The sequence below is a fragment of the Parenemella sanctibonifatiensis genome (assembly GCF_002250565.1).
GTDB classification, from domain to species: domain Bacteria; phylum Actinomycetota; class Actinomycetes; order Propionibacteriales; family Propionibacteriaceae; genus Parenemella; species Parenemella sanctibonifatiensis.
Window position 1 is genome coordinate 223,626 of the sequence record NZ_NMVJ01000007.1, and the last position, 14,565, is coordinate 238,190.

The following is a 14,565-nucleotide window of genomic DNA, read 5'->3' on the forward strand; positions in this document are numbered from 1 at the left end:
ACAGGATGGTTCGGTTGCAAGGGCGGCGTGGGCTCACTGGCCCAGCGCCAGGCCCTTGCTGAAGTAGCGCTGGGTGGCCATGAACAACACGATGGTGGGCAAGGACACGAGCAGGCCACCGGCCAGCACGACCGGCATGGTCGCGCCGCCATAGGTGCTCTGCAGGGCCGACAGCGCCGGCATCACCGGGCGTACGGCCTCGGACTGGCTGAGCGTCAGGCCGAGCAGCAGGTCATTCCACACGAAAGTGGCCTGCAGGATGAAGATCGCCACCAGCGCACTGGTCGACATCGGCATGTAAATCCGCCAGAAGATGGTCCACGAGCTGGCGCCGTCCAGGGCCGCCGCCTCGAAGGTGCTGTGCCCGATCCCGGACAGGAAGTTGCGCATCACGAAGGCGGAGAACGGCACCGAGATCACCGTGTACACCAGCACCAGACCCAGCCGGGTGTCGAAGATGTCGACCTCGACGTAGCCGATGAACAGCGGCATCAGCACCATTTGGATCGGGAACACGGTGGAACAGAAGATCAGGACGAACCAGGCGAAGCCGTGCTTGAGTCGCAGCGAGACGATCGCAAAGCCAGCCATGGCGCCGATGACGACGGCCAGGGCCGGGCCGATGGTCGCGTACAGAGCGGTGGACAGGATGCCGTCGGAGATCCGACCGCGGTCCCAGGCCTCGGCGAAGTTGCCGGCCAGCCCCGCCAGGTCGCCGGGCTGCCAGACGTTGAGTTCGCCGTACTGCTGGGGTGACTTGGAGGCGTTGGCCAACATCAGATAGACCGGCGCCAGCCAGATCAGGCCAAGGATGACGAGGACGATGCGACGAATGGTGTTCATGATCCTCCTCAGATCCGGCGGAGCTGCTGGCGCAGATAGATCACCGAGGCACCCACCGTGACCAGAGTCAGCAGCAGGGCAACGGCAGCGCCGAGGCCGTAGTTGTTGGAGACGAAGGTCTGCTTGTACATCGTCAGCGCCAGCGTCTCGGAGTCACGGCCGGGGCCGCCCTTGGTCATGCCCCAGACGATGTCGAAGGTCTTCAACGAGCCGACGATCGACAGCCCCACCACCACGGTGGTCAACGGGGTCAGCAGCGGCCAGGTGATGTGGCGGAACATCGACCAGCCCGAAGCCCCGTCCAGCCGGGCCGCCTCGATCGGCTCCTGCGGGATCGACTGCAGGCCCACCCCGAAGAGCAGCGCATTGACTCCGGATCCCTGCCAGGCCGCCGCGATGATCATGACGACCGTGTTGAGCGGCGAGTCCAGCAGCCAGCGCGCGTCAGCGCCGGGCAGCCCCAGGAGTTGCAGCACCTGGGTCAGGGCGCCGTCGGTCTGGAGCACGAAGGTCCAGATGACACCGACCGCGATGCCGGACACGGCGTACGGCACCAGGAACGGCAGCCGGAACCAGACCCCGCCGGGCAGCCCGTGACACAGCAACGCGATCATCAGACCCATGCCCACCGGCAGCAGCAACGTGCCGACCACCCACATCAGGGTGTTGCGGATCGAGATCCAGATGCCGGGGTCCTGGACCATGTCGATGTAGTTCTCGACCCCGACGAACTCCGGATCTCCCAAGCCGTTGAACTCGGTGAAGCTCAGGTAGCCCGTCCACAGGAAGGGCAGATAGAGCATCACGACGCTCAACACCACCGCCGGCGCGATGAAGGCGCTCGCCGATCGCTGGTAGGAGAAACCGCGACTGCCGCCCAGACGCGTCTGCTGGCTCATCAGAATGCCTTGTCCCTTCCCGCTGGATTGCTGCGTGCTCGATGTGCTGGCGTTGATCTGCCCGTCAGCCCTGCTCGGCCCAGTAGTCATCGGCCACGGTCTGCAGCTGCTCCAACATCGGCATCGGGTCGCCACCGTCGGTGACGAACTTGCCGAAGACCTCGGTCGAGCGGGTGTAGATCGGCAGCGGAGTCGCCTCCAGATAACGCTTCTGGGCGACGGTGGCCGGATCATTCACCGCATCGGACAGAGCCGACAGCTCCGGGTCGGCGATCGAGACGTTGGGGTTGAAGGAAACATCACCACGGGCGGTGCTCCAGGCGTTCTGCGCCTCGTCACTGAACCACCAGCTCGAGTACGCCAGCACCTCGGCCTCGTTCTCCGAGCCGCTGCCGGCCACGAGCGGGCCGGTCTCGATGACCATCTGCGGGTCGCTGGTGGCCGGGTTGAGGTTCGGCGGCACGAAGATGCCGTAGTCGGTGCCGGAGACGGCCCCGATGCTGGCGAGCTGGCCGGTGAAGAAGGTGCCGAGGTAGGCCATCGCGACCTCGCCGGTGTTGAGCAGAGTCTGCGGGTCGGTCTGGACACCCGGATCGACGAAGTAGCCCTCGTCGATCATGCGGCCCCACTCGCGGGCTGCGGTGACGACCTCGGGATCGGTGTAGGAGGCCTCGCCGGTCTGGAGCGCCTCGTAGGTCTCGGGGCTCTGGCCCATCAGGAGCAGCTGGAACCAGACGAACTCGAAGATGATGTTCATTTGGTGGAACGGGGTGATGCCGGCGGTCATGAGGGTGTCGCAGTTGGCCATCAGCTCGTCCCAGCTGGTCGGCACCTCCAGACCGTGTTCTTCGAAGATCGGCTTGTTGTAGTACATCGCCCAGTAGGCAACGTTGAGCGGCACACCGTACTGCGCGCCGTCATGGGTGTAGTTGTCGATCAGACCCTCGGGCACCAGGTTGTTGGAGGTGGCCTCGGTCCACAGATCGGTGGTCTCGGCCACCAGGTTCTGCTCCACCAGCTCGGCGAGCTGGCCACCGGTGTGCCAGGTGAACAGGTCGGGCACGTCGCGGGTGCGGAAGGCCTGCTTGATGAAGGAGTCGTACGCCGTCGGGTCGGAGTAGCCGGTGAACTTCAGTTCGACATTGATCGAGGTCGAGGTCTGGTTCATCTCCTCGAAGGAGGGCTCCCAGGCAGCCTTGTCGGTGAAGAAGTCGATGGTGGTCAGTTCGCTGGGGGTTTCGGCCGAGCCCCCACCACCCGAGCCGCCCCCGGAGCAGGCAGTCACGGCGGCGAGCGCCGAGGCGGCGAGTCCTGCGGACAGAAGTGTGCGGCGATGCATGGTTCCTCCTGATGTCGGTCAGGTCTGGTCGACCTGGATGAAGCGGGGGCGGTAGATGGTGACGTCGGCGTACAACTCGTCCGAGGCGAAGGAGTTGACGTTGTAACTGATGGTGAGCCGGTTGCCCCGGCGCAGGTGGGGGTGCTCGTGGGCGTTGTAGGTGAAGATGTTGGGGTTGCCGTAGCTTCCGGCCGCCCCGGTCTCCGGGGTCCGGTAGAGCTCGACCGGGTCGGTGAAGGGCCCGGTCGGTGAGCTCGATCGGTACGCCAAAATCCGGGCCGAGAGCGGCTCGAGGGTGTCCTGGGTCACCAACAGGTGGCCGCCGGCGTACGGGGTGACGCTGTATTCGTTGGAGACCCCGACCATGATGCGGGCTGAGTCCGATTCTTCCGGGCTCCAGCCGGTGCCGTCCCAGAACGTCCAGGCGCCGCGGTCGGCCAGGTTGTCGCTGGCCACTCGCGCCACGTGCATGTACTTGTTGGCACCCAGGTCCTCGACTCCGTGGACCAGCACCTGGTCGTCCTGACGTTGGATCCAGGACCCCCAGTGGGTGTTGGTGTCCGAGGGGAGGTCGTCGACCGAGGTGACCTGCCAGGTCTGGGTGTCGATGGTGGCCACGCCATTGCCCCGCCAAGCGAAGTCGAACGCGTCATCGCCGGTCTTCTCGAACTCCAGGACCACCACCTGGAGTTGGTCAGCGCGATCGCCGGCGCCGGGCCGCAGCGTGGCGGCGCCGAACCAGTACCAGCGTCGGTCCTCGGGCTGCAGGTCGACCAAGGAGGTCGGTGCTTCGGGGGTGCCGCCGGTGATGGCGGTGAGACGGCCGCCGCGCTCCAGGACGATGCTGTTGTGCAGGAACCACGAGTCGGTGGGGGAGAGCTGGCCGTCATGGACCGGCCCGTAGAGGGTGTCGGAGAAGATCCAGGCGATGCTGCCGTCCGGCAGCGGCACCGAGTAGGTGCTGTCGCCACCGACCCAGGTGCCCGAGGTGTCTCCGAGGCGGGCGAAGCGGCGATTTCGTGGCCGGTCGGGCCGGGCCAGCGGGCCGCGGGCGGCGTACGCCGGTCCGGTCGCTCCGAGCCCGAGGGCCGTTGCGGTCAGTGCCGACCCGCCGATGAGGGTGCGACGGGTGAGGCGCGGCAGTTGCGGGGAGCCGGGATCAGGCTGTCCGGTGTGCCGGTTCATGGCTCCACCTCCTCGTGGTTGTCGGGCGTCGGTGGCGGCCGTTGTGGGGAACGGCTGATGGTCGATCGCTGCTAACGATAACAATGCCACTGCCGCGTTCGGTGGTCCACCCCCGCCGTCGCGCGTCGGGACCGGCTAACGTATGCCCATGGCGGAGATGGCAGGGACACCGCATCGTCGTCCCACCGTGTATGACGTCGCAACTGATGCGGGTGTCAGCGCGATGTCGGTCTCGCGCGTGTTGAACGGTAACGGAAATGTGAGCAGCCAGATGCGCCGCCGGGTGATGCGCTCGGTGGCGAAGCTCGGCTATCGGCGCAACGAGAATGCCCGCAGTTTGCGGCCCGGGCAGCGCTCCGGCTTGGTCGGGGTCATCATCACCAACATCGAAAACCCCTACTACGCCCAAGTGCTGCTGGGGATCGAGGACGCCCTGGACGCGTCGGATCGGCGCATCGTGGTGGGCCTGTCGCACGGCGATCCCGATCGCGAGACTCGGCTGATCGCTGACTTTGCCGGCAGACAGGTGGAGGGCTTGGTGCTGGTGCCCTGCGGTGCCGATGCCGCCGAGACCTCGCGCGCCTTGGGCGATCTCCCGTTGGTGCTGGCATCCCGAGCGCATCCGGGACTCGATGCGGACACAGTTGTGATCGACGACCGTGAGGGCAGCCAGCGAGGTGTCGCGGCGTTGCTGGAAGAGGGGTATCGCCGGATTGCCTTCCTCGGCAACGACGAGCAGGTCAGCACCTCGCAGCGACGGTTCGAGGGCTACCAGCAGGCGCTGGGCGCGGCCGGTATTGCCGTCGAGACCGGGCTGGTGCGGCGTACCTGTCGGGATCAGCAGAGCTCGGCCGAGGCGATCCGAGGCCTGCTGGCCACCGAGACGGTCGATGCGGTCTTCTGCGCCAACAATCAGGTGACCACCGGTGTCCTGCCTGAACTGGTCGCCTGGCAGCGGCGGCACCCAAACCGGGCGTTGATCCCTGTGCTGGGCGTGGACGGATTCCGGATGAGCAGTCTGGTGGAGCATCCGCTGATGCTGGTGGAACACGATGCTCGGGCGTTGGGTCGCTCGGCGGCCGAACTGTTGACGAATCGGCTTGGCCCCAAGGTCGCCGAATCGGCGCCGAGGGTGACGCTGACGCTGCCGACGGTGCTGCGGCAGGAGCATTCCTGAGCGCGAAATCCCCGGCCCCGCAGGGGTGCTGGCCGGCGCGACAAGCGGTTGTTATCGTTAACGGCAATTGTCGAAAGGTGGGCCATGAAACTCGGTCACGGCAACTACGACCGGCGCCCGGTGGTGCGGGTCCCCGCCGCCGCTGACAACGGCCAGGAAGCGTGGCGCGGAGCGGCGGCCTGGCAGCGACTCGGCTCTGGTGAGGTTGGCGCTGGCGAGCCCGACGCCGGGCCGGCGGATCGCCGCGTGGTGGTCATCGACACGGTGCCCGGCGTTGATGTCGCCGACCTGATGTCGCAGCTCAGCGGCGCCCATCCCGAGGCAACCGTGGTGGATGTGGCCCAGGCGGCCGCGCTGCCCGGCAAGGAGTTGGACCAACTGCTCGCATCGCGACTCACCGACGACCGGGTCTTCGGGAAACTCACCCACGAGCCACTGGAGCACTTCTACGACGCCGACCGGTTGGCCGGGGCCGCGGAGCGGGTCGGCGCCGGACTGACCTTCCTGGTCGGGTGGGGTGCAGCGCTGGTGCCGGTCGAGGCGGACTGTGTCGTGCTGGCCGATCTGCCGCGCTGGGAGACCCAGCAACGGCAGCGGCAGGGTGCCCCCAACTGGGGGTGCGACAACGGCACCGAGGATCCGCTGCGCAAATACAAGCGGAGCTACTTCGTCGAGTGGCGCACGGCCGATCGTCACAAGCAGGACATCTGGTCCCGGCTCGACCTCGTCCTTGACACCACTGCTGAGGCGGTTCTGGTTACTGCCGATGCGGTACGCCGGGGGCTCGCCAGCACCGCCCGCCGACCGTTCCGAGTGATGCCCTACTTCGACCCGGGCTCCTGGGGCGGGCAGTGGATGCGTGAGGTGTGTGGCCTCGACGCGGAGCCGCCGAACTTTGCCTGGTGCTTCGACTGCGTGCCCGAGGAAAACAGCCTGCTGCTCGAGATCGACGGCAGCACCGTCGAGCTCCCCGCTCAGAACTTGGTGCTGCAGCATCCCGCTGAACTGCTGGGACGGCGTACGCGTGCCCGCTTCGGCGCCGAGTTTCCGATCCGTTTCGACCTGCTCGACACCATGGGCGGCGGCAATCTGTCTCTCCAGGTGCATCCGCTGACCGAGTACATCCAGCGTGAGTTTGGGATGCCCTACACCCAGGACGAGAGTTACTACCTGCTCGATGCCGCGCCCGGGGCACACGTCTATCTCGGGCTGCGCGAGGGCATTGACCCCGAGCAGATGATGGCCGACCTTCGAACGGCGCAGCAGGGCGGCGCGGACTTCGTCGCCGAGGACTACGTCAACACCTTTCCGGCGCGACCGCACGATCATTTCCTGATCCCGGCCGGCACCGTCCACAGCTCCGGGGCCGACTCGATGGTGCTGGAGATCTCGGCCACGCCCTACATCTTCACCTTCAAGATGTGGGACTGGGGACGCCTCGGCCTGGACGGCAAGCCGCGGCCGATCAACATCGACCATGCCGAGGCCAACATCCAGTGGGACCGCGACACCGCTTGGGTGGAGCAGAATCTGGTCGGTCAGGTCGCTGAACTCGCGGCCAGCGAGGGCTGGCGTGAGGAACGCACCGGTCTGCACGAGCTGGAGTTCATCGAGACTCGGCGGCACTGGATCCGTGGTCGCTCCGAGCACCACACCCACGGCACCGTGCAGGTGAAGAACCTGGTCCACGGTGCCGAGGCCCTGGTGGAGAGCCCGACCGGAGCCTTCGAGCCCTTCGTGGTCCACTACGCCGAGACCTTCATTGTGCCGGCGGCCGTGGGCGCGTACACGGTGCGGCCCCATGGACCAGCGGTCGGCACCGAGATCGCCACCATCACCGCCTGGGTCAGGGGGACGGAGACGACCGACTGATGGCGTAGCCAAGCTGCCCGGCGCAGTGGCCGCCCGCGGCGACGGGCGTACGCCACTCGGCCCGGGACCTGCTCAACTACAGCATCCCGTCATTGGGCAGGAGATCTGGCCGGTTTCACCTGCACAACTACAGCATCCCGTAGTTGTGTACGCCGCAGCGGAACGGACCACTCCTTCCCGCAGGAACGTCTCCGGCGCGCCGTCGCGCGCACTGCGTGCAGTCGATGAGCACAACACCCCGAGATCAGCGGTCCTGGTGAATCGACTGCACGTCTTGCGCGCGAATCGGCCCAGCGGCCGCCGTCAGTGAGTTCGGCCTCCCAGGCGGGCGGTGTTCCCCGGGCGACGAACAGCACGAATCGGTGAACTTTCTGGCTACTGCAACTGGTGTCGCGATTGCTGTGGTTGGCTGTGCGTGTGACCGCCGCCGTGAAGCCGATTCGCCGCCCCGAGCGAGTGATCTTTGCGGCTGGCGACATCTTCGCCGGCGGGGGTTCGTCGCTGCTGGCGGTGATGTACCTGATCTTCCTCACCGACGTGGTCCACATCCAGCCGTGGTTGGCCGGCACCGCGATCTTCGTCGCGAAACTGTGGGACGCCGTCAACGACCCGCTGATGGGCGCGCTCAGCGACCGGATCCGGACCCGGTTCGGGCGGCGACGTCCCTTCATCTTCGCCGGATCGCTGCTGCTGGTGCCGGTGATGGCGCTGCTCTGGCTGCCGTGGGTGCCGGTCGACGGCCAGGTCGCGATGGCGATCTGGGCCGCCCTCAGCCTGATCGTCTACAACTCGGTCCAGACGATGCTGGCAGTGCCGTACGCCAGCTTCAGCACCGAGATCGCCACCAGCTACGCCGAACGCAACAAGGTCAACACACTGCGGCTGCTCTTCTCCTCAGTCTCCTCTGCAGTCTCGACGTTGGCCGCCTCGGCGCTGTTCGGGGCGTACCGTTCCGGCGGCATGCCGCTGACCGAGTGGTACGCCATCACCGTGCTCGGTTTCGGCCTGGTCTATGCGACCCCGATGCTTGTGCTCGCGATCGTGTGCCGGGAGCGTACGCCGGTGCCCGAGACCAACCCGAAGCTCACCCCGCGTACCTTCGTGCAGCCCTTGCAGACTCCGATCTTCCGCCGCCTGCTCGGGATGTACATCGCGCAGGCGCTGGCCTGGGATGTGGTGTCGGCGACGATCCTCTACTACACCCTGTATGTGTTGCCCGGCTCCAACTCCCAGGTCTTCCTGGGCACCTTCATCGCGGTCAACGTGATTGCCTATCCGATCGTCAGCCAGTTGGTGAAGCGGATCGACAAACGCCGCATCTATGCCACGTTGATCCCGCTCGCGATGGTCGGGATCATCGGGGTTGCCTTCTATCCGGCCGACTGGCCGATGGCCGGGGCGTACGCCATCGGCGCCGCGGTGGCGATCGGGATGGCCGGCGCGCAGCTGATGCCGTGGGTGATGTTCCCCGACGTGCTCGACGCCGCCCAACTGCAGAACGGTCGCCGCGACGCCGGCTCCTACGGCGCGCTGATGACCTTCCTGCGCGGCATCGGCTCGGCCATCGTGGTCTGGCTGATCGGCCAGGTCCTCAGCGCGACCGGTTATCTGACGCCCGAGGGCAACGAAGTGATCGCGCAGCCCGAGTCGGTCCAGTGGGGCATCCGCTGGGTGATGTTCGTGGGCGTGGCCGGCTTCATGGCGGCGGGCTGGTGGCTGTCCCGCAAGTACTCACTCGGGCTGACCGAAGCCCTCGCCCAGCAGCAGGAGCTGGAACGTCGCGCCGCCGCCGACGACACGGTCAGCGCACCGTCGGAGGCGTGAGGCTCAGGACGCGGCGGCCTCGTCGACCTGCGTCTGGCGCAACCGGCGCAACTGCACCTGATAACGCCCACCCGGCGTCGTCGGTACGCCGTCGAGCGACCAGCTGAGCAGGTGCTCCAAGGAGAATCGGCGCGAACACACCGCGCAGGACGCCACTGAGGTGGGCCGCCGAAACCGCTGCACCTCGTGTCCTTCGGGACAGACCCCGATCCAGGGTGCTGGCACCCGCGGCAGGTCTTCGGGGACGCACCGATCCGGACGGGCTCCGATCCGGGTGACGGTGGCCCGCCACTCCTCGTTGTGGTGTGCCTCCGGGCCGGTCAGCGCGTGGGCGATCTCGTGCAGGATCGTCTCCACGACTTCCTCGCGCGGATAGAGCTCCATCAGTGTCGCCGACACTGTGATCCGCTTCTTGGCAAACCAGGTGCACCCGGCACGCCGCCTGGCCCGATCGAATCCGAACTCCCAGTCGGTGAGGCCGTGGTCCCGCATGAGGCCGACAGCAAGCCGCTGGACGTGCGCTAGCTCCATGCAGCAAGCCTACGCCACGGCACCGACCCAGAGTCGGACCTCAGCGGCGCCGGCGTACGCCCGGAGTCGTGCCCACGAAAGTCCTGCGGCGGATCCCCCGACCGCGGTCAGGCTGAAATCCTGCGTCGAGAATCAGGGAGTACTGACACGTCACGGCATGGGGGAGACCGACGATGAAGGGCTGGAGCAAGCAAACAGTGAAGGGCATCCGGGTCGCGGCAGCCGTCGCCTTGGCAGGATTGGCGCTGACCGGCTGCAGCACCGGTGACTCCTCTGCACACGCCTCCTGCAACGGCTCGGCCCGCAACCTGCGGCCCGCGGTCAACTCCTTCATCGAGGACCTGTCCTCGACCCAGAGTCACGGCTGGACCACCGAGGACTGCGGCTCGCGGGGCGGGTACGCCTATCTCGGCTTCACCTTCGAGGGCACCCCGGACCAACTCGGCGAGGAACTGACAGGCCTCGGCTGCAGTGTCGGCGACGGTGACCCGGTCATCTACGAATGCAGCAAGGGCCGAGTGGACTTCTCCGTCACCACGGTCCCCAGCGCCGGCGACGAGGACAGCACCGAGGGCCGGGCTTTCATGACCGCGACCCGCTGACCCACCAGATGTCGACAGCGGCGGCGAACCTTCGGGTTCGCCGCCGCTGTCGCGTTGCTGGACTGGGGGTTCAGTCGTGTGGTTCTCAGTCGTGGACGATCACCTTGTCGCCGACCTGCACCTGGGCGTACAGCGCCTCGATGCCGTCCCAGTCGCGGACGTTGACGCAGCCGTGGGAGCCACCGTTGTAGCCGCGCTTGGCGAAGTCGCTGGAGTAGTGGACTGCCTGTCCGCCGCTGAAGAACATCGCGAACGGCATCTTCGACCCGTACAGGTTGGACACGTGGTTGCGGGACTTCCGCTCGACCTGGAACGAGCCTTCGCGGGTCGGGGTCTTCTCGGTGCCAAAACGCACCTCCAGGGTGTCCTGGACCTCACCGTCGATCACCCAGGTCAGGGTGTTCTTCGACTTGTCGATGCACAGCACCCGACCGGTCAGGCAGCGCTCGTCCAGGTTGGAAGCATCCCTGCCCGGCTTCGGGGTGGGCAAGGTGTTGTTGAGCTCGTCCGAGGTCGGCTTCGTGGTCATCGACACGATCCGGTCCCAGGTCCGCTGGTCCACCGCGCCGGTCGGGGCATACCCGCGCTTGGTCTGGAAACCCTTGACCGCAGCGGCGGTCTTGCTGCCGTAGTGGTCGGCCACGTTGCCGGAGAACCAGTCGATCTGGCGCAACCGGGCCTGGAGTTCCCGGACCTTCGGGCCGTTGTCGCCCTCCTCGAGGATGGCCGGGCCGGGCTCGGGAATCGGGTCCGGCGTCGGAGTCTCGGTCGGGGAGTCGGGCGCGGGCGTGGAAGGCTCGGGCGACTCCGTCGGTTCATTGGTGGGAGCGTCGCTCGGCGTGGTGGCCGGGGTTTCACCAGGCGTCTCGGTCGGGGTCACCGCCGGGGTTTCCTGACTGCCCGGTCCGCCCGGCGCCGGGGTGGCGTCAGGGCCGGGGGCGCAGGCGGTCGACAGGGCAACCGCTGCCGCCAGCAGCAGCCCCGGGAGGGCCGTCATCCGGATCGTCATCATCAGGTCCTTTGGTCGTCGTCGTGTCACCGACGAGGTGACTTCACCGACAGGTACGCGGGGCGGCCGGCGTACGGTTGGTGCAGCTTTGCCAAAGATCTGCTGAGAGAACCCAGCAGGCCCGCCACTCGACGTGGCGGCCACCCGGGCGCCGGGCGAAGTAGGGTCACCCCCATGGCCACCTCTGAGCGACCAGACGCTGGTGACGACCGGGTCGGAGGACCTGATCCGGGGATGAGGGTGAAGATGGACACCCGATTTCTGCCCTTGCGGCGGGTCCTGACCGGCGAACCAGCCGACGAGGATCAGCTCGCCGGGCAGTTGGCTTTTGTGCAGGCCCGACTCGACTGTGCCGACTTCCGGGTCGCCAACCTGCTTGCCGCGCTGCTCCTCGACGACACCGGCCGGGGCCGGCTCAGCGAGGACCAACGCGAGCAGATCGTCACCACCGTCCTCGGCTTTCGCTACTGGCTCGACGAGCCCGGGGTGGACGGGATGTGCCTCTTCTCCGAGAACCACCAGATCCTCTTCGCCAGCTGCGACTATCTGGCAGGTCAACTCCATCCCGCCAGGGTGTTCAGCAACGACGGACGGAGCGGAGCCGAGCATCGCGACCGGGCAGCGATCCGGGTACGCCAGTGGTTGGGTCGTCGGTGGCAGCACGGCTTCAGCGAGTGGTTGTCGAACACCTACTACGAGGAACACATCGCCGCCGTGGCGCTGCTGGCCGGGTTTGCCGCCGACGACGACATCCGGGCCCAGGCCACCGGCGTCCTGGATCTGCTGTTGCTGGACCTGGCGCTGCACAGCTGGACCGATGGTCAGGACCGATGGTTCATTCCCAGCTCCGGGCGCTGTTATGCCCCGGGCAAGCAGGCACCGGGCGGGTCGGCAGTCGCCGACATCATGCGATGGGCGTTCGGTCCGGGCGAGGTCCAGGACCAGGAATGGGCCACCTTGTCGGCGATCCTGTTCGCCTCCGGCTACGAGGTGCCCGAACAGATCCGGGCGATTGCCCACGACCGCGACGGGGCCACCATCGACCAGGCGATGGGGCTGGAACTGGCCGAGGCTGCCGCGTTGCGCGAACCCGCTCCGCTGGGAGAGGTCGAGACTCGCGGCACCCTGTGGTGGGCGATGGAAGCCTTCACCACCCCCGAGTCGATCGTCGACACGATGCGCGCCTTCCGGGCCTGGCGGATGAAGGACAACCCGTTCCTCACCAACCTGACACCGTTTGCGAAGCTGCCCGAAGCGTTACTGCCCGGGCTGATCCGGATCCTCAACCCGGCCACCCAAGGCGTCGCCCTGGAACGGGCCCGGGTGCGCACCAGGCGTACGCCGCACTGGTTGTTGTCGAGCGCCCAGCGCTATCGGCCCGGCGGCTACGGCGACCAGCAACATCTGTGGACGGCGCTGCTGCCGCGCGGGGTGACGGTGTTCGCGACCCACCCGGGTGGGGCGATGTTCGATGACGTCGCCCGGAACTTCTCGCCCGGCGAGTGGGTCGGCAACGGCATCAACCCCGACGTGGTGCAGCACGGCCGGGTGCTGATCGCCTTTCATCACCTGGGCGTGCGGTCCGGCTATCTCGAACCGAAACGGCGCCTTGAAAGTCACCTGTGGTGGCCGCGTACCGACTTCGACGAGACCCAGCAGGGCCAGCGCTGGGTTGCTGGCCGGATCGGGTCGGCGTACATCGGGGTCCGGTCCTGGGCGCCGCTCGAATTCGTCAGCCGCAACGAGATCCGGCAGCCCGGCAAGGTCACCGTGTGGGTGGTGCTGATGGGGGACGCCGAGACGTACGCCGACCTGGCCGAGTTTGCCGCCGAGGTCGCCGCGATCCCCGTGGTCGCCGGCGACCTGCCCGACAACCGACACCTGATGGTGTGGGCCGACGGGCACCGCCACGACCTGACCTTCGGCGGCGCGCACCTGATCGACGGGGAGCCGGTCATCCTGAGCGAGGACCGGTACGCGAGCCGTTTCGTCACCGCCGAACGCGGACCCGAACGCATCGATGTCGGCGGTCACGTACTGACCGCCGCTGGAAGGGAGCAGCAATGAGCACCCCGGAACCCCGTGGTTCGAGTGAGGCATGGCGTACCACGCCCGCGATGGCAGCTGCCGATTCCGTCGTCCGGGGCGTGCTGTCGCACGACGCCGCCCGCCCGGTACGCCAGTGGCACTGGGGTCCGGCGCTGCTCGGCTTCGCGCTGGCGGAATGGGACGACTACACCGGCCGGCAGCAGGCCCGCGGCTGGCTGCGTCGCTACGTCGACCACTACGTCGCGCACGAGCCGACCATCGACGCCTCCGACACCGTCGCCCCCGGCCTGGTGACCTGGTCGCTGAATCGGGTCGCGCCCGATGCGGCGTACGAACAACTCACCCGACGCTGCCTGAGCTACATCGCGACCGCGAAGACGCTGGACAACGGGCTGCCCAACCACCTGGGGCATGGGCCGTGGAATCGGGTCTATCCAGACTCGGTGTGGGTCGACTCGGTGATGATGTTTTCGGTGTTTCCGGCCCTGGTCGGGCAGGAACGCAACGACGAGGAGCTGATCGACCGGGCCGCCGCGCAGCCGGAGAAGTACGCTGCGCTGTTGCAAGGGCCCTCGGGTCTGTGGCATCACTCGTGGTGGGCGCCGTCGCGGCTGACCCGGCTGGCCGGGCATCCGGACGGGATGGCCTACCCCTCGCATGCCTGGGGGCGGGGCAACGGTTGGGTGGTGGCGGCACTGCCGCGCATCCTCGAGGCGATCGGCTCCGGGCATCCCCGCGCCGAGGCGATTGCCGACCTGATCGTGACCACCAGTGCCGAACTGCGGCCGCTGCAGCGCGACGACGGCAGCTTTGGGACCTTGCTGCGCGAGCCCGAATCGGACCGAGAGCTGTCGGCGACCGCGCTGATCGCGGCAGGCTGGGCCGATGCGATCCGGCTCGGCATCCTGCCGGCGGGGACCTACCGGGAGCCCGCTCGGGCGGCCCTGGCCGCGGTCACCGACGCCATCCACGACGGCAAGCACGGCGCCGAGATTCCCGAGATCTCCGGCCCGACCATCCCGCTGCCCTTCCTGCCGCGCGCCGGGTACGCCCGGATCCCGCGCGGATCCAACGCGCCCTACGGAGTCGCGGCGTACCTGTGGGCGGCCATGGCGGACGACCGGCTGGGCTGAGGCCCGATCATCTCGTTCGACGGTCGCGTCGACGTCCGGCGGGGTGGTGGGGCGGCGTCCCGCCCACCTACGCGGCTCAGGCCTGCCTTTCCTCTTGATGCG

General features: G+C 67.6%; 12 protein-coding genes. 6 read left to right on the plus strand and 6 right to left on the minus strand.

Features of this window, described 5'->3' with window-relative positions; all coding sequences use genetic code 11:
- Positions 1–33: 33 nt before the first annotated feature.
- From CGZ91_RS09185 to CGZ91_RS09200, 4 genes are all read right to left on the minus strand, one after another.
- Positions 34–843: a carbohydrate ABC transporter permease gene (locus CGZ91_RS09185; protein WP_094454500.1), complete on the minus strand. Its 810-nt coding sequence runs from the start codon at positions 841–843 to the stop codon at positions 34–36.
- An 8-nt stretch (positions 844–851) separates the two neighbouring features.
- A complete protein-coding gene (locus CGZ91_RS09190) occupies positions 852–1,742 on the minus strand; it encodes a carbohydrate ABC transporter permease (protein ID WP_094454502.1) in 891 nt (296 codons plus the stop codon).
- A 64-nt stretch (positions 1,743–1,806) separates the two neighbouring features.
- On the minus strand, positions 1,807–3,081 hold the full coding sequence (locus CGZ91_RS09195) for an ABC transporter substrate-binding protein (protein WP_094454504.1): 1,275 nt from the start codon (positions 3,079–3,081) through the stop codon (positions 1,807–1,809).
- An 18-nt stretch (positions 3,082–3,099) separates the two neighbouring features.
- On the minus strand, positions 3,100–4,266 hold the full coding sequence (locus tag CGZ91_RS09200; protein WP_094454506.1) for a DUF4185 domain-containing protein: 1,167 nt from the start codon (positions 4,264–4,266) through the stop codon (positions 3,100–3,102).
- A 157-nt stretch (positions 4,267–4,423) separates the two neighbouring features.
- On the opposite strand from CGZ91_RS09200, the gene CGZ91_RS09205 reads away from it, so the two are divergent.
- The 3 genes from CGZ91_RS09205 to CGZ91_RS09215 all read left to right on the plus strand — a co-directional run bounded on the left by CGZ91_RS09205 (position 4,424) and on the right by CGZ91_RS09215 (position 9,139).
- Positions 4,424–5,443: a LacI family DNA-binding transcriptional regulator gene (locus CGZ91_RS09205; protein ID WP_267490241.1), complete on the plus strand. Its 1,020-nt coding sequence runs from the start codon at positions 4,424–4,426 to the stop codon at positions 5,441–5,443.
- Positions 5,444–5,527: 84 nt separating this feature from the next.
- Positions 5,528–7,315, plus strand: a complete 1,788-nt coding sequence (locus CGZ91_RS09210) for a class I mannose-6-phosphate isomerase (protein WP_094454510.1) — start codon at positions 5,528–5,530, stop codon at positions 7,313–7,315.
- Positions 7,316–7,732: 417 nt separating this feature from the next.
- Positions 7,733–9,139 (plus strand): MFS transporter, encoded by a 1,407-nt coding sequence (locus CGZ91_RS09215; protein WP_179228897.1) that lies wholly within the window; start codon positions 7,733–7,735, stop codon positions 9,137–9,139.
- Positions 9,140–9,142: 3 nt separating this feature from the next.
- On the opposite strand, the gene CGZ91_RS09220 is transcribed toward CGZ91_RS09215, so the two are convergent.
- Positions 9,143–9,670 (minus strand): SprT-like domain-containing protein, encoded by a 528-nt coding sequence (locus CGZ91_RS09220; RefSeq protein WP_094454514.1) that lies wholly within the window; start codon positions 9,668–9,670, stop codon positions 9,143–9,145.
- 173 nt (positions 9,671–9,843) lie between these two features.
- Between CGZ91_RS09220 and CGZ91_RS09225 the strand changes: the two genes are divergently transcribed.
- On the plus strand, positions 9,844–10,272 hold the full coding sequence (locus CGZ91_RS09225) for a hypothetical protein (protein ID WP_144276853.1): 429 nt from the start codon (positions 9,844–9,846) through the stop codon (positions 10,270–10,272).
- 85 nt (positions 10,273–10,357) lie between these two features.
- Here CGZ91_RS09225 and CGZ91_RS09230 read toward each other — a convergent pair whose 3' ends face one another.
- Positions 10,358–11,281, minus strand: coding sequence for a L,D-transpeptidase family protein (locus tag CGZ91_RS09230; protein WP_229116540.1), 924 nt, complete (start codon positions 11,279–11,281; stop codon positions 10,358–10,360).
- Between the two features lie 174 nt (positions 11,282–11,455).
- On the opposite strand from CGZ91_RS09230, the gene CGZ91_RS09235 reads away from it, so the two are divergent.
- Together CGZ91_RS09235 and CGZ91_RS09240 are read left to right on the plus strand one after the other, a co-directional pair.
- Positions 11,456–13,348 (plus strand): hypothetical protein, encoded by a 1,893-nt coding sequence (locus CGZ91_RS09235; protein ID WP_144276854.1) that lies wholly within the window; start codon positions 11,456–11,458, stop codon positions 13,346–13,348.
- The gene (locus CGZ91_RS09240) at positions 13,345–14,463 is read left to right on the plus strand and encodes a glycoside hydrolase family 88 protein (RefSeq protein WP_094454522.1); all 1,119 of its coding nucleotides are present in this window, start codon (positions 13,345–13,347) and stop codon (positions 14,461–14,463) included. Before CGZ91_RS09235 ends, CGZ91_RS09240 begins: the two co-directional genes overlap by 4 nt.
- Positions 14,464–14,565: the final 102 nt, after the last annotated feature.